At 27.9% G+C, this 22,273-nt stretch carries 17 protein-coding genes; 1 reads left to right on the plus strand and 16 read right to left on the minus strand.

Annotation, left to right across the window (positions count from 1 at the left end):
* Positions 1-6 precede the first annotated feature (6 nt).
* The 9 genes from ACYUET_RS05365 to ACYUET_RS05405 all read right to left on the minus strand — a co-directional run bounded on the left by ACYUET_RS05365 (position 7) and on the right by ACYUET_RS05405 (position 13,019).
* The gene (locus ACYUET_RS05365; RefSeq protein WP_460278245.1) at positions 7-894 is read right to left on the minus strand and encodes a sulfide/dihydroorotate dehydrogenase-like FAD/NAD-binding protein; all 888 of its coding nucleotides are present in this window, start codon (positions 892-894) and stop codon (positions 7-9) included.
* A gap of 398 nt (positions 895-1,292) precedes the next feature.
* Positions 1,293-1,763 (minus strand): SsrA-binding protein SmpB, encoded by a 471-nt coding sequence (smpB, locus tag ACYUET_RS05370; RefSeq protein ID WP_460278246.1) that lies wholly within the window; start codon positions 1,761-1,763, stop codon positions 1,293-1,295.
* A gap of 138 nt (positions 1,764-1,901) precedes the next feature.
* Positions 1,902-4,115 carry a ribonuclease R gene (gene rnr, locus ACYUET_RS05375; protein ID WP_460278247.1) on the minus strand — a complete coding sequence of 738 codons (2,214 nt, stop codon included), beginning with the start codon at positions 4,113-4,115 and terminating at the stop codon, positions 1,902-1,904.
* Between the two features lie 1,075 nt (positions 4,116-5,190).
* A complete protein-coding gene (locus ACYUET_RS05380; protein WP_460278248.1) occupies positions 5,191-7,218 on the minus strand; it encodes a sodium-translocating pyrophosphatase in 2,028 nt (675 codons plus the stop codon).
* A 489-nt stretch (positions 7,219-7,707) separates the two neighbouring features.
* A complete protein-coding gene (secG, locus tag ACYUET_RS05385; RefSeq protein WP_460278249.1) occupies positions 7,708-7,941 on the minus strand; it encodes a preprotein translocase subunit SecG in 234 nt (77 codons plus the stop codon).
* 283 nt (positions 7,942-8,224) lie between these two features.
* Complete coding sequence (gene eno / locus ACYUET_RS05390) at positions 8,225-9,529, minus strand: phosphopyruvate hydratase (RefSeq protein ID WP_460278250.1); 1,305 nt, start codon at positions 9,527-9,529, stop codon at positions 8,225-8,227.
* 253 nt (positions 9,530-9,782) lie between these two features.
* Positions 9,783-10,367: a protein kinase gene (locus tag ACYUET_RS05395; RefSeq protein ID WP_460278251.1), complete on the minus strand. Its 585-nt coding sequence runs from the start codon at positions 10,365-10,367 to the stop codon at positions 9,783-9,785.
* A gap of 283 nt (positions 10,368-10,650) precedes the next feature.
* On the minus strand, positions 10,651-12,189 hold the full coding sequence (gpmI, locus tag ACYUET_RS05400; RefSeq protein WP_460278252.1) for a 2,3-bisphosphoglycerate-independent phosphoglycerate mutase: 1,539 nt from the start codon (positions 12,187-12,189) through the stop codon (positions 10,651-10,653).
* 233 nt (positions 12,190-12,422) lie between these two features.
* The gene (locus ACYUET_RS05405; RefSeq protein WP_460278254.1) at positions 12,423-13,019 is read right to left on the minus strand and encodes an HD-GYP domain-containing protein; all 597 of its coding nucleotides are present in this window, start codon (positions 13,017-13,019) and stop codon (positions 12,423-12,425) included.
* Between the two features lie 292 nt (positions 13,020-13,311).
* Here ACYUET_RS05405 and ACYUET_RS05410 point away from each other — a divergent pair, with 292 nt between their 5' ends.
* On the plus strand, positions 13,312-14,373 hold the full coding sequence (locus ACYUET_RS05410) for a PocR ligand-binding domain-containing protein (RefSeq protein WP_460278255.1): 1,062 nt from the start codon (positions 13,312-13,314) through the stop codon (positions 14,371-14,373).
* 106 nt (positions 14,374-14,479) lie between these two features.
* Here ACYUET_RS05410 and tpiA read toward each other — a convergent pair whose 3' ends face one another.
* From tpiA to ACYUET_RS05445, 7 genes are all read right to left on the minus strand, one after another.
* Entirely contained in the window at positions 14,480-15,226 is a 747-nt protein-coding gene (gene tpiA / locus ACYUET_RS05415; RefSeq protein WP_460278256.1) for a triose-phosphate isomerase, read from the minus strand.
* Between the two features lie 148 nt (positions 15,227-15,374).
* On the minus strand, positions 15,375-16,550 hold the full coding sequence (locus tag ACYUET_RS05420; protein ID WP_219781277.1) for a phosphoglycerate kinase: 1,176 nt from the start codon (positions 16,548-16,550) through the stop codon (positions 15,375-15,377).
* A gap of 117 nt (positions 16,551-16,667) precedes the next feature.
* Positions 16,668-17,684: a type I glyceraldehyde-3-phosphate dehydrogenase gene (gene gap / locus ACYUET_RS05425; RefSeq protein ID WP_460278257.1), complete on the minus strand. Its 1,017-nt coding sequence runs from the start codon at positions 17,682-17,684 to the stop codon at positions 16,668-16,670.
* A gap of 66 nt (positions 17,685-17,750) precedes the next feature.
* On the minus strand, positions 17,751-18,782 hold the full coding sequence (locus tag ACYUET_RS05430) for a sugar-binding transcriptional regulator (protein WP_460278258.1): 1,032 nt from the start codon (positions 18,780-18,782) through the stop codon (positions 17,751-17,753).
* A gap of 252 nt (positions 18,783-19,034) precedes the next feature.
* A complete protein-coding gene (rpoN, locus tag ACYUET_RS05435) occupies positions 19,035-20,414 on the minus strand; it encodes an RNA polymerase factor sigma-54 (protein ID WP_460278259.1) in 1,380 nt (459 codons plus the stop codon).
* A 273-nt stretch (positions 20,415-20,687) separates the two neighbouring features.
* Positions 20,688-21,524: a DegV family protein gene (locus tag ACYUET_RS05440; RefSeq protein WP_460278260.1), complete on the minus strand. Its 837-nt coding sequence runs from the start codon at positions 21,522-21,524 to the stop codon at positions 20,688-20,690.
* A 19-nt stretch (positions 21,525-21,543) separates the two neighbouring features.
* Complete coding sequence (locus ACYUET_RS05445) at positions 21,544-22,005, minus strand: tRNA (cytidine(34)-2'-O)-methyltransferase (protein ID WP_460278261.1); 462 nt, start codon at positions 22,003-22,005, stop codon at positions 21,544-21,546.
* Positions 22,006-22,273: the final 268 nt, after the last annotated feature.

Consider the following 22,273-nt stretch of genomic DNA (forward strand, 5'->3'; position numbering starts at 1 on the left):
TATCCATTATTTATCACCTCTGCAACCACAGCCACCGTGACTATGAGTATTTCCTTCTTCAAGCTTTAATTGAGCTTTACCTTCTTCACTCTTGTACATAGCTTGTCTTCTCATTGACTCATCATAATTTACTAGATGTCCATCAAATTCTGGTCCATCAACACAAGCAAATTTAACTTCTCCTCCAACAGTAACTCTACAAGCTCCACACATTCCTGTACCGTCTACCATTATTGGATTTAAGCTTACTGTAGTTGGGATTTCTAATTCTTTTGTTAAAGCTGCCATGAATTTCATCATTATCATTGGCCCTATAACTACAGCATGATCATATTTATTTCCTTTATTAATTAAGTCTTGTAGGCAATCAGTAACTCTACCGTTAAATCCATATGTTCCATCATCAGTTGCAACATAAAGATTTCCTGCTACTTTTTTCATTTCTTCTTCTAATATTAATAAATCTTTTGTTCTAGATCCAACTATAACATCTACATCTATTCCATTTTCATGCATCCATTTAACTTGAGGATAAACCGGTGCTGCACCAACTCCCCCAGCAACGAATATTAATTTTTTCTTCTTTAATTCTTCTAAATCTTCATGAACAAGTTCACTAGGTTGACCTAAAGGTCCAACGAAATCGGCCACACACTCTCCAACTTCATATTCAGCTAGTTCTTTTGTACTCTTTCCTACTGTTTGAAAAACAATAGCAACAGTACCTTTTTCTCTATCGTAATCTGCAATAGTTAATGGTACTCTTTCACCCTTTTCATCATTCTTTATAATGATAAATTGACCAGGCTGTGCTGACTTTGCAACTCTTGGAGCTTCTATGTCCATTAAATATATGTTATTTGTAAGCTCTCTTTTACTAACTATCTTATACATCTCATGTCCCCCTATTAAAGATTTTATATATTACTTATAAATATACACTATTATAATAGAATTTTAAAATAAATTTTCAATTTTTAGATAACTTAAAGATTTTCTCTTTTTTCAGCTCTAATTCATTTATACTTTCTACATAATAATTAATATTTTACTTATTATTATATCAAATATATTTAAAAAAGAGAAAAAATTTAATCATTTATTATTAATATTGTTTACATTAAAATTCAAATCCTTGTATATGTAAAGTAAATTATACAACATAATCAATTGTTGGTTCTTTTATACTTTTATCTATATTATATACTAACTAATTGATAAGTTACTTCTATAATATAATTTTTTATACATAAAAAAAGACTGTTTTAAAATTTAAAACAGTCTTAGCTTAATTAATATTTATTTCTTTCCTTTAGTTCTCTTTGCATTTCTCTATTATGAGCCTTTTCAAGCATAGAATCTCTTTTATCATAATTCTTTTTACCTCTACATACACCAAGTGCTACCTTTACTCTTCCATTTTTTAAATAAAGAGATAATGGTATTAATGTGTATCCTGATTGAGATACCATCCCCGAAAGTCTAGAAATCTGTTCCTTGTGCAGCAATAATTTTCTTTCTCTTAAAGTTTCTACATTAAATATATTTCCTTGCTCATATGGACTTATATGCATATTTATTATGAAAATTTCACCGTTTCTAAAATCTGCATAACATTCTTTAAGATTGGCTCTCCCATTTCTAATAGACTTAACTTCCGTTCCTACTAACGCAAGGCCTGCTTCCATAGTCTCTTCTACAAAATAATCATGCCTAGCTTTTCTATTTTCCGCTAATGAATTTGAACTTTTTTTTCTTACCATTAAAACCCACCTACTAATAATAGCCAATTTACTTATATAAACTATATAATAATCTAATTTACTTATAAACTGAACTAACTTTTCTTATATAAAATTATAATATAATTAATATCTTTAATCAATCAGTATATATTTTATCTAATCTATTATTGGTTCTTCATCTGAAGATAATACTTGTTCTTCATTAATTTTATCATTTTCTTTACTTTCTTCTTGATTCTCTTCTTCATGATTTTTACGGCTTATAATATTAAAATAAACTTCTCTATTAGGTATATCTACCTTAACACATTTTACTTTTAATTCATCACCAAGTTTATAAGTATTCTTTGTTTTTTCACCAATTAAAGTAAGATGTGCTTCATCAAATATATAATAATCATCATCTAAATCAGTCATGTGAACTAAGCCTTCAATAGTATTAGGTAATTCAACAAATATTCCAAAAGAAGTAACTGAAGATACAATTCCTTCAAATTCTTCTCCTATTCTATCTTGCATATATTCAGCTTTCTTTAAATCATCAACTTCTCTTTCTGCCTCTTGAGCTACTCTTTCTCTTTCTGATGATTGCTTCGCTGCAAAATCAACTATTGATATTAATTTATTCGCTCTTGTTCCATCAATTTCTCCATTAAGATGTTCTTTTATTATTCTGTGAATTTGTAAATCTGGATATCTTCTTATTGGGGATGTAAAGTGACAATAATATTGAGCTGCTAATCCAAAATGTCCTATACATTCTGGTGCATATCTAGCTTGCATCATAGATCTTAATAGTAAAGTACTTACAACTGTTTCTTCTTTTTTATCCTTAACTTTTTCTAAAACCTCTTGCAATGCTCTTGGTCTTATTTCTTCTTTCCAATGGATTGTATATCCTAAATTGTAAATAAATTCTTTAAACTTAGCTAACTTTTCTTCATCTGGATTTTCATGGATTCTATATACAAAAGGTAATTTAGTCCAGAACATATGCTCAGCTACAGTTTCATTACAAACTAACATAAATTCCTCTATAATTCTATTAGCTATTTCACGTTCATAAGGCTTAATATCTATTGGTTTTCCCATTTCATTTAATATTATCTTTGATTCTTCTATTTCAAAATCTATAGCGCCTCTTTTAGTTCTTTTATTTCTTAATATACCACAAAGTTCTTCCATAGTTTTAAAATCTTCATAAAGATAATCATATCTCTTTATAAGTTCTTGATCATTATCTCTTAATATTTTAGTAACATCAGTATAAGTCATTCTCTCATTAGTTTTAATAACTGATTCCATTATTTCATGGTCTAAAACTTTTCCCTTGTGGTCAATAATCATAAAGCAGCTTAAAGCTAATCTATCTACTTGAGGATTTAAAGAACATATTCCATTAGACAACTTTTTAGGCAACATAGGAATAACTCTATCAATTAAATATACTGAAGTCGCTCTCTTTAATGCCTCTTTATCTAAAGGATTGTTTTCCTTAACATAATTAGTTACATCTGCAATATGAACTCCTAGTTTAAAATTACCATCTTCAAGCTTTTCTATAGATACAGCATCATCTAAATCCTTAGCATCTTCACCATCTATAGTCACCATTTTAATATTTCTTAAATCAACTCTTCTCTTATATTCCTCTTCACTAATTGTTTCTGGAATTTGTTCTGCAAATTTTAATACCTTTTTGCTAAACTCTTCAGGCAATCCAAATTTTCTAATGATAGTTACTATATCTAATCCCTTATCACCTTTTTTGCCTAATACTTCTTTTATAATTCCTTCTGGACTTTTTCTTTTATCTGGCCATTTTGTTATTTCAACTATAACAACATCACCCTCTGTAGCTCCATTTCTATCTTTTTTAGAAATAAATATATCTTGAGTAATTCTTGTATCTTCTGAAACTACAAAGCCAAAATTTTTACTATCTTGATATATACCTATTACTTTAGTTGTGTTTCTTTCTAAAATTTTAACTACTTCGCCTTCTCTTTTTTTACCACTTAAATCATCTCTTGTTATTTGTACTTGTATCTTGTCTCCATTTATAGCTCCATTCATACATGAACTTGGAATAAATACATCTTTTTCTCCTTCTATATCTGGAATTAAAAATCCAAATCCTTTTGCATGAGCTTGAAGTTTTCCTGTAAGTAATCCTACCCTTTCAGGAATAATATATTTATTCTTTTTATTCCTTACAATTAATCCTTCATCTTCCATAGTCTTTAAGGTCTTTTTAAAAGCACCATATTCATGTGATTTTATATCAAAAACAATAGCTAATTCTTCAATAGTCATTGGATTATAAGCAGGTTCTTTCATAAAGCTTATTAATGTTTCTTTTATTGTCATACTATTTTTCCTCCTGTTATCTACGATGATAGCAAATTTTTCTATAATCTTAACTATATACTACCATATTAATGCTTCTTAATATATATTTTATATAACTATATATAGTATTGACATATAAAATTTTTTTTATTTAAACTTATTTTTATCTTATTGTTTAACTTATCTATAATCTACATCTTTTGTATAAGTTATACTTAATATTTTACTTTAAAAACATAAAAAATACCTGATTTAGTCCAGGTATTTTAGATTTCAATTACTTATATGGGATAAATATTACTTAAAACATAATAAGAGTACATAAACAACCTACCTAGCACCAATATAAATAACTTATTATCTAATTAGAATCTTTCGACTTTAAATAAACAAATTACTACTTATAAAGATGTTTCGTTCGACTATAAAAAATATCTACACAACTATATATAACCTCACGGCTATGTATAATCATTTCAACACTAGATATAATCTTCGCTTGACCTTATATGATAAGTTGGAACCTATATATAATAAATGTAAAAACATCGACTATATTAAAGCTTTTCCTAACCACATAAAATCGCCCTCTAATTTAAGATAAATTACATTAGTAAATTAATTTAAATCTTTGGCTAACCTAATATATTCAATAAAGAATATATTAAGTATTGGCTCGGTTGTTTTGTACTCTATGCTATTATAATAACCAATATAATTTTTTATATGCATACATATTTATAAAAAGTCAAAATTATTATCTATATGGCTATACGCCAAGATAACTGCAAAAACCAGCCACTAAATACAATAGATTTCTCCAAATAAATACTTTTTATTATTGTTCTTTTTGAATTAATTTTCCGTCAATATATAATTTTCAAATACGAGACCAGTTATACAAAAAATTAATTTTTTTGTATAACTGGTCTAAAGAATAAAAAAAGATTACAAAATTTATATATAAAATCTTGAAATCTTTTATTACACAATTATTATTTCTAATATTTCAATAAATTATTTTAATGTTTAGATGAAGTATTTTTTCATAAAAGTACTCCATCTAAACATAATAACCATTTAATATAAATTACTATTTAATAAACAAATCTATTAATACTCCACCATACTTAGCAATAACTGGTGCAAATACTACAGACACTATTGTCATAAGCTTTATTAATATATTCATAGATGGACCTGATGTATCCTTAAATGGATCACCTACAGTATCACCTACAACTCCTGCTTTATGTGCTTCACTACCTTTTCCACCATTTACTCCAGTTTCTATATATTTTTTAGCATTATCCCATGCTCCACCTGCATTAGACATCATAATTGCAAGCATAACACCTGTAATTACACCTCCTCCAATTAATCCTGCTAGTGCTTCAGTTCCTAATAACATTCCAACTAATAATGGAACTGCTATAGCCAATATTCCTGGAAGAATCATTTCTTTTAATGCTGCATGTGTTGATATCTCTACGCATTTTGAATAATCTGGCTTTTCAGTGCCTTTTAATATCCCCTCTTTTTCTTTAAATTGTCTTCTTACTTCTTCAACCATTTCAGTAGCAGCTTTTCCTACTGATTCCATTGTCAATGCTGCAAAAAGGAAAGGTAGCATTCCTCCAATTAATACACCTACTAAAGTTAAAGGATCAAGTAAATTTATAGTTTGTAAATTTACTGTTTGAGAATATGATGCAAAAAGTGCTAAAGCTGTAAGAGCTGCTGAACCTATAGCAAACCCCTTTCCTATAGCTGCTGTAGTATTTCCAACTGAATCTAATTTATCAGTTATTTCTCTAATACCCTTGTCCAATTCACACATTTCAGCTATTCCACCTGCATTGTCTGATATAGGACCATATGCATCAACTGCTATTGTTATAGCTGTTGTTGAAAGCATACCAACTGCAGATAAAGCTATACCATATAAACCTAGTGAAGTATCACTCGCTCCACCTATTGCAAAAAATGATATTATTATTCCAACAACTATTAATAATACGGGTATAACTGTAGATTTCATTCCAACAGATAAACCTGCAATGATATTTGTTGCTGGACCTGTTTTAGATTCATTTGCTATAAACTTAACAGATTTATAATCTGCTGATGTATAATACTCTGTAACTTTTCCTATAATTAAACCAACAATTAATCCAGCTATTACAGGCGAAAATAATTTATAAGATCCCATCAGTGTATTACATACTATAAATCCAACTACTAATACTATAACTCCAGAAATTGTACTACCTAAATTTAAAGCCTTTTGTGGATTATCTCCTTTATATGCTTTTACAAATATAATTCCTATCAATGATGCTAAAATTCCTATTGAAGAAAGAACTAAAGGAAATATCACAATATTTATTCCCCATTCTCCTACTAATACAGAACCTAAGGTAATTGCGGATATAATTGAACCTACATATGACTCAAATAAATCTGCTCCCATACCAGCAACATCACCAACATTGTCACCAACGTTATCTGCTATAACTGCTGGATTTCTAGGGTCATCTTCTGGTATTCCAGCTTCTACTTTTCCTACTAAATCTGCTCCTACATCGGCAGCTTTAGTATAAATTCCACCACCTACTCTTGCAAATAATGCAATTGAAGAAGCTCCAAGTCCAAACCCAGTAATATATTCTGCATTTAAATCAAATATAATTGAAAAAAAACCTAATCCTATTACACCTAAACCAACTACACATAAACCCATAACTGTACCACCTGAGAAAGCAACTGCTAGTGCTTCTCTTATTCCATGTTTAGCTGCTTCTGCTGTTCTTACATTTGATTTTACAGCTATTCTCATTCCAATATAACCTGCTATAATAGAAAATAAAGCCCCAACTACAAATGCTATTGCTGTTTTTGAATTTAAAAACATTGTTATAGCTAGTGCAACTACAATGATAAATACCACTAAATAAGAATATTCTTTCTTTAAAAATGCCATTGCACCTTCCTCTATATAGCCTGAAATTTCAACCATTTTCTCATTACCTGTATCTTTCTTCAAAATACCTTTAACTAGAAAAATAACTACAATAAGAGCAAGAAAACCACTTATCATTGAAAAATATAATAAATTCATACCTATCACCCCTTTTAATATTATTGGTTTTGGTATAAAGATTAGGCAAATATAAGTTAAATTTATCTACACTATTAATTTATTTTATGTCTTCTCTTATGTAATATTGTTCCATTTTTGTATAATTAAAGTATATAAGTTATTAATATATTTAGCAAGTATCTATATATTATTTTTTAATTTTTAATAAGTTTTAATATAAATATATATATTTAACTTTTTATAATTTCCAAAAAAATAAACCACATCTTAAATATTAGATAGATATCTAATATTTAAGATGTGGTTTATAACAAAGAGATTTCTTAGCCATTTACCTTTTCCAAACATAGTGCAGGAATAATGGTGTGATATATGATTGTTTTTTATTCTTTAGGGGTATTCATTATATCTTTAAATACAGTAGTCTAGAAACTATCCATAGACTATTGAATAGTATAATTTACTAAAGAATAAAAAAGCTACTTAAATTATAAGCAGCTAAAAATTTTATTTCATGAAATTTAAAACTAATGTATTAAGTGCAAATAATCCTGTAAATACCCAAGTCAATCTTACAAGCATTACTTCTTTAGTTCTTGCTTTATTTTTTGAAAAGAATGTATCTTTTGTTCCACCTTGTATTAATCCACTTAAAGCGTCAGCCTTACTAGGTTGCATAAAAATAGTTACAGTTATTAATACACCTAATAATACTTCTAAACCCATTAATATATTTTGCATAGGTAAACACCTCCTATAATTAGCTAATTATAAATAACATATACTTTGAATTGTAGCATAATTTTTATTCCATTACAACTTTTCATTAATATAAAATTATCTTGCTTATCACTAAAGTACATTTAAAAGTAAATAAATCTGTGTATTATATATTTTACTTCATTATCTAAAATATAATATACTCTATATCTTTGATTTATTATTTCCTTTCATAATATTTAATATGCAAAATAGCTATATCAATTTAGAATTTAATTCTATTTTAATATAGCTATTTTTATTACTATTTATTTATATTTTTAATATTAAAGAATGCTTTTTTACCTCTATATTCTGCTACATCATCTAATTCTTCTTCTATTCTTAAAAGTTGATTGTATTTTGCAACTCTTTCAGATCTTGCAGGTGCACCTGTCTTTATTTGACCAGCATTAACAGCTACAACTAAATCAGCTATAGTTGTATCTTCAGTTTCCCCTGATCTATGAGAAATAACAGCTGTATATCCTGCTCTATTAGCCATTTCTATAGCATTTAAAGTTTCTGTTAAAGTACCAATTTGATTTAACTTAATAAGTATTGAGTTGGCTGCTCCCATTTCAATACCTTTTTCTAATCTTTCAGTATTAGTAACAAATAAATCGTCTCCTACTAATTGTACTTTCTTTCCTAATCTTTCAGTAATTAGCTTCCAACCTTCCCAGTCTTCTTCTGCCATACCATCTTCAATTGAAATTATAGGATACTTATTTACCCAATCTTCAAAGAAATCTACCATTTCAGCTGGTGTTAATGTCCTTCCTTCATTTTCTAAGACATACTTACCATCTTTGTAATATTCAGATGAAGCAGCATCTATAGCAATAAACATATCTTCTCCTGCTTTGTATCCTGCTTTAGTTATTGCTTCTATAATTATGTCAATTGCTTCTGCATTTGATTTTAGATTTGGTGCAAATCCACCTTCATCTCCAAGACCTGTTGCATATCCTTTATCATTAAGAAGCTTTTTTAATGTATGGTAAACTTCTGCACACATTCTTAGTGCTTCTGTAAAGCAACATGCACCTACTGGCATAATCATGAATTCTTGTAAATCTACTGAGTTATCAGCATGTGATCCACCATTTATTATATTCATCATAGGTACTGGTAAAACCTTAGAGTTTACTCCTCCAACATATTTATATAATGGCATTTGTAATGCATTTGCTGCTGCATTTGCAACTGCTAAAGACACTCCTAAAATTGCATTTGCACCTAATTTACCTTTATTATTAGTTCCATCTAACTCTATTAACATTTTATCTATATATGTTTGATCAAATACATTACATCCAATTAATTCTTCAGCGATTGTTTCATTTACATTTTGTACTGCTTTTAAAACACCTTTTCCTAAATATTTATCCTTATCTCCATCTCTTAATTCTACTGCTTCATACATTCCTGTTGAAGCTCCTGATGGTACAGCTGCTCTTCCCATGCTACCATCTTCTAAGTACACTTCTACCTCTACTGTTGGAAAACATCTAGAGTCTAATATTTGTCTTGCAACAACATCCACAATTTCTAAGTAATCCTTCATTTAATAACCTCCTTAAATTTACACAAATTCATTTGATAACGCTTATCAATATCATTTTAATATATAAAGTATAAAAAGAAAAGACTTTTTTCATTTCCTTTAATATTATTAGTAAACTACATTTTTAATATTCATAAAATAATTATTTTTTCATTACTGCTCTTCTTTTTAGTTTAATTTTTCTAATATAACAAAAAGCTATCTCAAAACATATTTATGTATTGAGACAGCCAATTAACTTTTATAATAATTCTTATATTTGATTATTAAAATATTTTTCAAATTTAGTACTCCATTGTTTAGATTTCTTTTTGTCAATTTCACTTATTCCCTGAAGAAATTCTTCTAAAAATCCAATTCTATTTAATCCCTTCATTAAATGTCTTGGATAATCTACCTTTCTAGAATAAGCTTTTTTAGGATCTATTATCATAAGTTTTTCATTTTCTGAAACAAATATATCCTTACATCTTGTATCTAATTTAGTAAATTTAAGTTTTTTAAACTCTAGTAGCAATTTATATATATTTTTAATTAATCTTTTACTTAGTCCATGTTCTTTTATATAGTGATCTAAACGTTCTCCTTCTACCATATCTCTAACTACATAGAATTTTCCTCTTTTATATAACCTAGGAAAATATTTTGATCCATTAGTTCTGTGAAGTATACCACATTCATCATTACACACCTTTTGAGTTAAAAATATTTTGATAACTTTATTACCTGGAAGTTGATATACTATTCCATTATTTCCTTGACCAAGATATTTTCCTTCTCTAAATAGTTTTTCTGTCTTCTCGTCAAAATCAGCAGAATAATCAAAATTTCTTTTCATTTCATCAACCCTAAACCTTTTTTATAAATATATTACTTATGGATTGGATTTATGACGAACTACTATATTTCTCTATAAATTTAATATCTAAGTTTTAATTCAAAAAAATTGTATTTCTTAATTTTTGTCTATATAATAAATTTAAATAAGGTCTGGTACAAGTACACAGTACTTTATACCAAACCTTCTTAAAATTCAACTAAGTATTTAATTCTAGGCACAATGAAAAATATTCATTGCAACTTTCAACTTGTTACTTATTTTCATGTGCCTTATAATAATATTATTTACTTACTACTAAATTTTCTCCTGTCATTTCAGCTGGTACTTCAAGACCTAATTGATTTAACATTGTTGGAGCTATATCAGCAAGTTTACCATCTTTTAATGTTTTTCCTTCTGCATGGTTTGATACCCAAACAAATGGTACTGGTTCTGTAGTATGAGCTGTAAATGGATTTCCTGTTGAGAAATCTATCATAATTTCAGCATTACCATGGTCTGCAGTAATAAATACACATCCATCTTTTTGTAATACTTTATCTACAACCTTGCCTAAGCATTCATCAACTGATTCAATTGCTTTAACTGCTGCTGGGATCACTCCAGTATGACCAACCATATCTGGGTTTGCAAAATTTAAGATTACCATATCATATTTATCTGAATCTAATCTTTTTATTAATTCATCTGTTACTTCATATGCACTCATTTCTGGTTTTAAATCATAAGTTGCAACTTTTGGAGAAGGAATTAATGCTCTATCTTCACCTTCATTTTCTTTTTCAACTCCACCGTTGAAGAAGAATGTAACATGAGCATATTTTTCTGTTTCAGCTATTCTTAATTGATTTAATCCTTTTTGGCTTACATATTCTCCAAGAGTATTAGTTAATGTTTGTGGCTTATAAGCAACTTCAACACCTTCTAATGTCTTATCATATTGAGTCATTGTTACAAAAGTAAGATTTAAAGTTTCTCTCTTAAATCCTTCAAATACTTTATCATTAATAGCTCTAGTAATTTCTCTAGCTCTATCTGGTCTAAAGTTAAAGAATAGAACAGAATCATTATTCTTTATTGTACTAACAGGTGCTCCATTTTCAGTTACTACTGTTGGTAATACAAATTCATCAGTTTTGTTATCATGATAAGAATTTTCTATAGCTTCTATAGCACTATTAGCAGTTTCACCTTTACCTAATACTAATGCATTATAAGCAAGTTCTACTCTTTCCCATCTGTTATCTCTATCCATAGCATAGTATCTACCACTTACAGTAGCTATTTTACCTACACCTATTTCATCCATCATTTTTTCAGTTTTTTCTATAAATTCTTTACCTGATGATGGTGCAACATCTCTTCCATCCATAAATGCATGAACATATACATTTTGAATTCCTTGTTTTTTAGCAAGTTCTAAAAGACCTTTTAAATGATCAATATGTGAATGAACCCCACCATCTGATAATAATCCCATTAAGTGTAATGAAGAATTATTATTTTTAACATTAGTAATTCCTTTATTTAAAGCTTCATTTTCAAAGAAATCTCCATCTGAAATAGCTTTAGTTATTCTTGTTAATTCTTGATATACAATTCTACCAGCACCAATATTTAAATGACCAACTTCTGAATTTCCCATTTGTCCTTCTGGTAATCCAACTTCCATACCACTAGCTTGTAATTTTGATGTTGGATAATTTGCTACTAATCTATCAAAATTTGGTTTTTTAGCTAAACTTACCGCATTTCCTTCTGATTTTGGTGCAATACCAAAACCATCTAATATCATTAACATAACAGGTTTTTTTGACATCTTCCTATCCCTCCAAATTTATTGCTAATATCATAATATACTATTATTATCTTTTATTTTCTATATTTTTAACCACTATAATTATATTATTTTTTTATGTTTATTGCAACTTATAACATCATCATTCTACAAAAGTTACTAAGGAAAAACATCATTATACATAATATTTCAATAAGTATATATTTTATATTATTTTTTATAATATAAACATTTATTTAAAACATAACTATTTTTTATTTGTAGTATTCTGTTACAATTTTATTCCAATGTTCAATTATGCAATCAACAACTTTAGGATCATACATTATTCCTTTATTTTTTAGAATTTCATTAAAACATTCTTCATCACTAATTAATTTTCTATATGGTCTATCACTTTTCATAGCGTCTATTGAATCACACACAGCTATAATTCTAGCTCCCATTGGAATTTCTTCTTCCTTTAAACCTAGAGGATATCCTGCACCATCCCATCTTTCATGATGATGTAAAACTATATGAGATATTTCTTTTAGACTATTTGCCTTACTAAGAATGTTATATCCTATTTCGGGGTGTTTTTTCATCATTTGCCACTCTTCAAAATCTAATTTACCTTTTTTATTTAAAACATTATCTGAAACTCCTATCTTTCCTATATCATGCAAATGAGCAGCTATATGATACATTTCTAAAGTTTCCTCTGACAAATTCAAATGCTGACATAATTTATATGTCATATCACTTACTCTTGTAGAATGCCCTGATGTATATAAGTCTCGAGCTTCTAATGCTGCAACCATGCTCTCTATTATGTCATGATATATTATACCTTCATTTATTATTGACATTTTTATTACCTCTTTATTTAAATTTAACATGTTAATATTTACTAATATATTATCATATTATTCTTGTGTATTAAATGATTATTTTGATAATCATTATCATTTTTATTTAACATTTATATAACATTGTTTTATTATTTCAATAAATATTTTTTTAAAATTTATCTTACTTAATAAATTTTTTTGCTATTTTTTGATTATTAAGTATGTCTACTGTATAATATAGATCGATAAGGAATAATTGTTTTTTCTTGTCGAATTTTACAAAAATTAAATAAAAGGGAGCTTTTTTTATATGAAAAATACTAACTTATCTAATGTAAAGTTAACAGATGTAATAAATGTAGATACACTTCAAAAAATTTTAGATGCATTTTCAGATACTACTGGAATTTCAACAGTAGCTGTTGATCTTGACGGTCCTGTTACGAAAATGACTAAACCATCAAGGTTTTGTATGAATCTAACCCGTGGTACTTCTGAAGGGTTAAAAAGATGCAATGAATGTGATATTAAAGGTGGCCTTAAATCTGGAAAATCAAAAAAAACTACTGTTTATTATTGTCATGCTGGATTAATGGATTTTGCTGCTCCAATTTTAATAGGAAATATTCAAATTGGTTCTTTAGTTGGTGGTCAAATTTTGCCCCAAGCCCCTAAAGAAGATAAAATTAGAATAGTAGCAAAAGAATTAGGGATTAACGAAGATGAGTATATTGATGCAGTTAGAGAAATAAGAGTTCTTTCAAAAGAATCAATTGAAGCTGCTGCGAATTTACTTTTTATAATAGCTAATACTCTTTCAGATGTTGGATATCAAAAATATATAGGTAAGGATTTAACTAAAAAATTATTTGAAGTTTCTCATAATATATACGAAAGAATCACTGAAGTTGAAAGTTATGTGAATAAAGTCAATGAAATAAATAGTAATCTAGTAAATAGGTTTAACACATTAATTACTTCAGCTAATACTTCTGCTGATCAAGTAGAAGAAATTGATCAAGTTGCAAAATACATAAATAATGTTTCTTCGCAGACTAATTTATTAGGACTTAATGCTTCAATAGAAGCTTCTAGAGCTAAAGAGTTTGGTGCTGGATTTGGTGTTATTGCACAAGAAATAAGAAAATTATCTAATATGAATAGTGAACAATCTAAAAAAATAGGCACTGTTCTTCATAGTGTAAAAGATTCTATTTTTAATATGAGTGAGCAAATTCAGGATACTAACGAAAATGTTAATGAAAATGTTGAAGCTTTAAATCAAATTATTAATTCCATTTTCGAGCTTCATAAAGATGCAGAACTTCTTGAAACTTTTGGAAATAAATTATCCGATTTAAATAATAAATAATAATCTCTTTAAACACATAAATTTATAAATTATTATAGATTTTTAAATTTACATAATTTCTTAAAAACAAAAAAGGCTATGATTAAATCATAGCCTTTTATTATTCTTAGTAGTTAACTATTGCAGAGAAATCAGCAGCTACTAAGCTAGCACCACCAACTAATGCTCCATCTATATCAGACATTTTCATTTGAGCTTTTATTGTGTTTGGTTTAACTGATCCACCGTATTGGATTCTTACTTTATCAGCAACTTCAGTTCCATACATTTCAGCAACCATAGCTCTTACAGCTTTAATTGTTTCATTTGCTTGTTCATCAGTAGCAGTTTTACCTGTTCCGATTGCCCAAATTGGTTCATAAGCAATAACAAGTCTTTCTACTTGTTCATTAGTTAATCCAGCTATATCAACTTTGATTTGAGCTTCAAGAACTTTGTTAGTAGTTCCATTTTCTCTTTGTTCTAAAGATTCTCCACAACAAAGGATTGGAGTAATATTGTGAGCAAATGCAGCTTTAACTTTCTTATTTAATGCTTCATCAGTTTCATTGAAGTATTCTCTTCTTTCACTATGTCCTAAAACAACATATTCAATTCCCATAGCTTCTAACATTCCTGGAGCAACTTCTCCTGTGAAAGCTCCACTTTCTTCAAAGTGCATATTTTGTGCTGCAACTTTTATGTTTGATCCAGCTACTGCCTTTTGAACAGCATCTAAACATACAAAAGTAGGACATACAACTACATCACAAGTTGCATCCTTAACTAATGGTTTTAATTCTTCTACCATTTTTACTGCTTCTTCAACAGTTTTATTCATTTTCCAGTTTCCAGCAATAATTGCTTTTCTCATTCCTCTTCACCTCATATTAAAATTTAAATAATAAATAAAGATTTTGTATCTTTATTGTTTATATTTCTACTATTTTCTATATTTCTACATTAAAAGATAAAACTCCTTTAAAAGTTTTATCTTTAATAATTATCTATTATTTATATAATTAGTCGTTTAATGCAGCAATTCCTGGTAATACTTTACCTTCTAAGAATTCAAGTGACGCTCCACCACCAGTTGAGATATGAGTCATCTTATCTCCAAATCCTAATATATTAACAGCAGCTGCTGAATCTCCACCACCAATTATAGTAGTTGCATTTGAATCAGCCATTGCTTTAGCTACTGCAATTGTTCCTTTATTGAAGTTTTCAAATTCGAATACTCCCATTGGTCCATTCCAAATTACAGTTTTAGCATCTTTAACTGCATCAGCATATAATTTTTCAGACTTTGGTCCAATATCTAATCCCATATTTCCTACTGGAATATTTTCATTTTCTGTAACTGTAGCTTCTACATCTTTGAATTCAGCAGCAACTCTATGGTCTACTGGTAATAAGAATTTAACACCTTTTTCTTCTGCTTTAGCAATCATTTCTTTAGCATAGTCAAGTCTATCTTCTTCAACTAATGAAGTTCCGATTTCATATCCTTGAGCTTTTAAGAATGTATAAGCCATTCCACCACCAATTATGATTGTATTAACTTTATCTAAAAGATTGTTTATAACAGCAATTTTATCTGAAACTTTAGCTCCACCTAAAATAGCAACGAATGGTCTTTCTGGAGTTTCAACTGCATTTCCTAAGAATTTTAATTCTTTTTGGATTAAGTATCCACATACAGCTGTATCAATATAATCAGTTACTCCAACAGTTGAGCAGTGAGCTCTATGAGCTGTACCAAATGCATCGTTAACAAATACTTCAGCTAAAGAAGCTAATTCTTTTGAGAATTCAGCTACATTCTTAGTTTCTTCTTTTCTGCATCTTGTATTTTCTAATAATACAACATCTCCGTCTTTCATTTCAGCAACTGCTTTTTTAGCGTTTTCTCCAACAACTTCTTCATCTCTTGCGAAAACAACTTCTTTATTTAACATTTCGCTTAATCTTTTAGCTACTGGTGCTAATGATTTTGAAGCGTCTTTTCCTAAATGTGAGCAAAGTATAACTTTTGCACCTTTTTCAATTAAGTAATTAATTGTTGGAAGTGCTCCATTTAATCTGTTTTCATCTGTTATAACACCATCTTTTAATGGTACATTAAAGTCACATCTAACTAAAACTTTTTTTCCTTTTACTTCGATATCTTCAATTGTTTTTTTATTAAAATTCATTTTTTTTCACCTCTAATTATTAAACTTTTAAATATTTTAAAATAGTCTGGCCTTATAGCCTTATACTACAAAACCAGACTTATTTATAACTTTAAATTACTTTTTCTAAAACTTAAATTATTTTAAGAAATTAGAGAAGTATTTGATTGTTCTAACCATTTGGCTAGTGTATGAATTTTCGTTGTCATACCATGAAACAACTTGAACTTGGTATGTGTCTTCATCAACTTTAGCTACCATAGTTTGAGTTGCATCGAATAATGAACCAAATCTGATTCCTACGATATCAGAAGATACTAATTCTTCTTCAGTGTATCCGAATGATTCGTTAGAAGCAGCTTTCATAGCAGCATTTACTTTTTCAACTGTAAGATCTTTTGCTTTAACTGCAGCAACTAAGATTGTAGTTGAACCAGTTGGAACTGGAACTCTTTGTGCAGAACCGATTAATTTACCGTTTAATTCTGGGATAACTAATCCGATAGCTTTAGCAGCACCAGTTGAGTTAGGAACTATATTTACAGCAGCAGCTCTTGCTCTTCTGAAATCTCCTTTTCTGTGTGGTCCGTCTAATACCATTTGATCTCCAGTGTAAGCATGGATAGTTGACATTATACCAGATTGAATTGGTGCTAAGTCATTAAGTGCTTTAGCCATTGGAGCTAAACAGTTAGTTGTACAAGATGCTGCAGATATTATGTGATCTTCAGCAGTTAAGATATCTTGGTTAACGTTGAATACAACTGTTGGAAGGTCGTTTCCAGCTGGAGCTGATATAACAACTTTCTTAGCACCTGCATTAATATGAGCTTGAGATTTAGCTTTTGATACATAGAATCCAGTACATTCAAGTACTACGTCTACTCCTAATTCTCCCCAAGGAAGTTTTGAAGCATCAGCTTCAGCGTAGATTTTGATTTCTTTTCCATTAACAATGATAGCATTATCTTTAACTTCTACAGTTCCTTCATATCTACCTTGTGATGAATCATATTTTAATAAGTGAGCTAACATTTTAGGATCTGTTAAGTCGTTGATTGCAACCACATCATATCCTTCCGCTCCAAACATTTGTCTAAATGCAAGACGTCCAATACGTCCAAAACCATTAATTGCTACTTTTACATTTGCCATTAAAATTACCTCCTAAGTAATGCTTTTTTATAAAATAAATTTTACAAACTAATTTAATAACTGAAATTATTGATTTAGTGTTTCTAGTATTTTTTTACTTGTTTCTTCATCTGTAACCAAAATACCATTAACATCATTAAATTCAGTTGCTATAATTGACTCTATTTTATTTTTTCCACCTGCAACTGCAATATGTGTTTTAATCTTTCTAGCTTCATTAATTTTAATCCCAATAGTGGTAGTTTCTGACACTATTTCAGAATTTTTATTAAAATAACAACCAAACGCTTCCCCTACTGCTCCATTACGAATTAGATTTTCAATCACATCATCTGAAGCATCTCTTTTTTTAGCCATTTGCACAGCATTACCAATACCATACATTAATACATCTGCTTTATGTATAGTATCTATTACTGATTTTATTTCTTTTTCTTTAAGTAAAGTATGTAATACATCTAAACTTAAATTTTCTGAAATATGAAGCATTTTATAGCTACCATTTAATTTTTTAGCTAATAAAGCTGCTAAAGTATTTGCTTGGGTTTCTACATTTTTACCCATACCACCTCTTGCAGGTACTATTTGAATATTGGATAAATAATTTATTTTAGGGAATTCTTCTACGACTTCTTTTAATGTACTTCCACCTGTTAATGCTATTATAGAGCCATCAACTAATATGTCTTTTACATAATTCGCACAAGCCTTACCTAAATCCTTTAAAATCGAAGGATTATTTTCTAAATCTCCTGGAACTATAATTACTTTTTTTAAATTAAGTGATTTTCTTAATTCCTCTTCAATTTCTGAAAGCCCCTTTATTTCATGAATGAAATCTTTTAATTGCTCAATTATCTTTTTGCCTTCTTCAGTGACTGTCATTCCCGGAGTATTTATTTCGATTAACCTTTGAGAATTTAAAAAATTCACTTCAGTTCTAATAATACGTTCCCCTGTATTTAATAAGCTTGCAAGAACTCTTCTACCAATCGGTTGATTATAGTATATAGTTCTGAGTACGTTATATCTTTTTTCTAATGTCTCTACAAGCTCAGGAACTATTTTTTTCTGCAACTCTAATATTTCTTGCAACATAAACACTCCTTTGGTCTCTATGCGTCCCATGCAATTACATCATGTCCCACATTTAATATTATAAAACACCTTTGGGAATTTTTAAAGCCTTTAATGAAAATTTTTACGAATAATTAAAAAAACAGATAATAATTAACAATATATTTGTATTATTATTAATTATTTTATTGATCTTACCAATTTAATATAAAATGACTAAGAATGGTTTTTAACATTAACTTAGCCATTATTACAAAATATATCTTTTAATTTCTATATCCTTTTTCTTTTTGAAGATGATTTTATTCCTAATTCCTCTCTATATTTTGCTACAGTTCTTCTTGAAATATTCATGTTATTTTTCATTAATAATTCTGATATAATTTGATCTGAAAATGGTTTTGATTTATTTTCTTTTTCAATTATTTTCTTAATTTCATTCTTTATTTTATCAGTTGCAATCTCTTCTGCATTATTTTTAGAAATACCATTACTAAACAATTTTTTTATTTTTATAGTTCCATAACTAGTTAAAATATATTTATCTTTAATTGCTCTACTTATTGTAGATTCATGTAAGCCTATTTCTTCTGCAACCTCTTTTAATGTTAACGGTTTAATATATTCGTAACCACTTTCAAAAAATTCTTTTTGTTTATTTATTAAACATTCTAAAACACTATATAATGTACTTTTTCTTTGTTCTATAGATTTTATTAAAAACATAGCTTTATTAATCTTTTCTTTAACATATATACTAGTTTCTTTATCAGTATCTTTTTCTAGAACTTCTTTATATGTTTTATTTATCTTTAATCTAGGTAATACACTATCATTCATCAATATGAAATATTCATTTTCTATCTTTTTAATCTCTGCATCTGGAATTATATAACTTACTTCTTCTCCTGTATAAAATCCTCTTGAAGGCTTTGGTTCTAATTTTTTTATCAAATCTCCATATCTTTGAGCTTCACTAGGGGATATATTAAGTGAATCTGCAACAAACTTGTATTTATTATCTGCAATATTTTCTAAATGATTTAATATTATTTCTTCCATAGTTTCATTTAAAATATTTAATTTTTTTGCCTGTATAATAAGACATTCTTGTATACTTCTTGCACCTATTCCATAAGGTTCTAAATCTTGAACAATTTTTAGAGCTTGCTCTATTTTAACGCTGGAAACATTAAGTTCTTTACTTATTTCTTCTACTGATATTTCTAAATATCCCTTATGATCTAATGATTCTATAATATATTTTGAAATAGCTTTAGTATATGGATTTATATCAAGTCCTATTAATTGTTCTTGTAAAAATTCACTTAAAGATTTTTTTCTTTCAATATAATTCCAAGGAGATGTATCCTTTTCTTTATTTACATAACTATTATCTGTTTCATTTTTATAGTTATTATATTCTAATTCTTTAATTAAATTTTTGTAATCATATTTTTCATCTTTATTGTTATTATCTCCTGCTTTTGAAGATTCACTCATTTCTAATATTGGATTTTCTGCATACTCATTATCAATATACTCTCTCAAATCATGCATAGACATCTGCAAAAGTTTTATAGACTGTTGCATATTATAAGTTAATACAAGTTTTTGTTCTTGCGTCATTTTTATTCCATAATTTAAACTCATAAACACCCTCTTTTCTTATAATACATTGATTAAAACGTATTCAAACTTATAAAAACTCTCACTTTTTTACTTTTCTACATATTTCTTTATAAATAGTATACTCTGAATCCTACCATTAAGGCAAGCAATGTATCTTTACCTTTAAATTATATTATCAAATAAAACTTTTAATACTTAAAAAGATATGAAAAAACCATACTTTGCTACTTGAATTAAGCAAAATATGGTTTTATTATATATAAAATTAAATAACTTTATAATTTCAATTTGTTTTTATTCAGTTAAAAAAACTAATCCACAACAATTTGGTCCTGAATGTATACACACACTTGATCCAAGAGGACATTCAATAAAATTAATATTATTACTTGTTAAATGTTCCAAAAGTGCTTCTCTAATCTCAATATTTTTTGCATCTACTAAGAATACAGGAACATCTTTATCTAAATTTGCTGATTCTAAATCAGAAATAATTTTTTTAATAACTTTTTTATTTCCTCTTACCTTTTCCTTAACTGACATTATTCCATCTTTTATATCTAATATTAATTTAATTCCTAAAACACTTCCTACCATTCCAGCAGTTTTAGAAATTCTACCACCTCTAATAAGATATTCTAAAGATTCAAAACACATTAAAGTTTTTATATTATATTTTTTCTCTTCCAATATTTTTGCTATATCAGATATATCTTGTCCACTTTCTTTAAGAACTCCAGCCTTTAGTACTAAAATTCCTAATGCTGGTGCAATATTTTGTGAGTCAATAATTATTATATCATCACTTTCTAACATATTCTTAGCTATACATGCTGATTGATATGTTCCACTCATTGCTGATGACATATGAATTGAAAGTATTTTGTACCCTTCATCCAAATATTTTTTATATGTATCTGCAAATCTATTTGGAGTTATTTGTCCTGTTGTTGGCATAATATTTTCTTTTTCTATTTTTTCAAAAACTTTATTCGAATTTATTTCAATACCATCTAAATAACTTTCTTCTTCAAAATTTATCAATACCGGTAAAACTTCTATATCGTATTTCTCATATATTTCTTTTGGTAAATCAGCTGTACTATCAGTAATAATTTTAATTTTTTCCATTTCCTTTATACCTCTTCTTTTATTTCATATTTGGAAAGCCGATTTGCCTTAATGCCTCATAAGCAACTATAGAAACTGTATTCGATAGATTTAAGCTCCTTGTACTAGATTTAATCATAGGTATCCTGATTCCTTCATGTGCATTATGAACTTCTTCTGGAACGCCACTTGATTCTCTACCAAACATTATAAAATCTCCTTCTTTAAAAGAAACTTCATCATAATAAGATTTAGCATGAGTACTTGATAAAAATATTCTTTCTTTTCCGTATTTTTCTATAAAAGCTTCATAGCTTTCATGTATTTCTAAATCTAAGTATTTCCAATAATCTAATCCAGCTCTTCTTACGTGTTTCTCATCTATATCAAATCCCAATGGTTTTATTAAATGTAACTTACTATTTGTAAGTACACAAGTTCTTGCTATATTCCCTGTATTTTGTGGTATTTCAGGTTGATATAAAACTATATTTAAATTCAAAAAACTCACCCTCTTTTATTTTTAAGGCACATGAAATTGAATGTGCCTAACTATTTATATTTCTAATATATTTAAAAAGTATACTATACGGTTCAATTCATGTCTAGTCATTATATGCTTAGTTAAACTCTATATTTTACAATTAATGATTATTAATCCACATTTTTATTGATATTAATAATTTAATATTTATTTTTAATATTAAGTACCAAAAAATCTAGTTTAACTTTTTATAAATTTACAAAATATAAATAAAAAGTATAACCTT

The sequence above is a fragment of the Clostridium sp. CTA-5 genome (assembly GCF_054768135.1).

Excerpts from the sequence above, each read along its gene's own strand:
- ACYUET_RS05365 (WP_460278245.1), bottom strand. The coding sequence starts at position 894 with ATGTATAAGATAGTTAGTAAAAGAGAGCTTACAAATAACATATATTTA.
- smpB (WP_460278246.1), bottom strand. The coding sequence starts at position 1,763 with ATGGTAAGAAAAAAAAGTTCAAATTCATTAGCGGAAAATAGAAAAGCT.
- rnr (WP_460278247.1), bottom strand. The coding sequence starts at position 4,115 with ATGACAATAAAAGAAACATTAATAAGCTTTATGAAAGAACCTGCTTAT.
- ACYUET_RS05380 (WP_460278248.1), bottom strand. The coding sequence starts at position 7,218 with ATGAATTTATTATATTTTTCAATGATAAGTGGTTTTCTTGCTCTTATT.
- secG (WP_460278249.1), bottom strand. The coding sequence starts at position 7,941 with ATGCAAAATATATTAATGGGTTTAGAAGTATTATTAGGTGTATTAATA.
- eno (WP_460278250.1), bottom strand. The coding sequence starts at position 9,529 with ATGAAGGATTACTTAGAAATTGTGGATGTTGTTGCAAGACAAATATTA.
- ACYUET_RS05395 (WP_460278251.1), bottom strand. The coding sequence starts at position 10,367 with ATGAAAAGAAATTTTGATTATTCTGCTGATTTTGACGAGAAGACAGAA.
- gpmI (WP_460278252.1), bottom strand. The coding sequence starts at position 12,189 with ATGTCAAAAAAACCTGTTATGTTAATGATATTAGATGGTTTTGGTATT.
- ACYUET_RS05405 (WP_460278254.1), bottom strand. The coding sequence starts at position 13,019 with ATGTCAATAATAAATGAAGGTATAATATATCATGACATAATAGAGAGC.
- ACYUET_RS05410 (WP_460278255.1), top strand. The coding sequence starts at position 13,312 with ATGAAAAATACTAACTTATCTAATGTAAAGTTAACAGATGTAATAAAT.
- tpiA (WP_460278256.1), bottom strand. The coding sequence starts at position 15,226 with ATGAGAAAAGCAATTATTGCTGGAAACTGGAAAATGAATAAAACTGTT.
- ACYUET_RS05420 (WP_219781277.1), bottom strand. The coding sequence starts at position 16,550 with ATGAATTTTAATAAAAAAACAATTGAAGATATCGAAGTAAAAGGAAAA.
- gap (WP_460278257.1), bottom strand. The coding sequence starts at position 17,684 with ATGGCAAATGTAAAAGTAGCAATTAATGGTTTTGGACGTATTGGACGT.
- ACYUET_RS05430 (WP_460278258.1), bottom strand. The coding sequence starts at position 18,782 with ATGTTGCAAGAAATATTAGAGTTGCAGAAAAAAATAGTTCCTGAGCTT.
- rpoN (WP_460278259.1), bottom strand. The coding sequence starts at position 20,414 with ATGAGTTTAAATTATGGAATAAAAATGACGCAAGAACAAAAACTTGTA.
- ACYUET_RS05440 (WP_460278260.1), bottom strand. The coding sequence starts at position 21,524 with ATGGAAAAAATTAAAATTATTACTGATAGTACAGCTGATTTACCAAAA.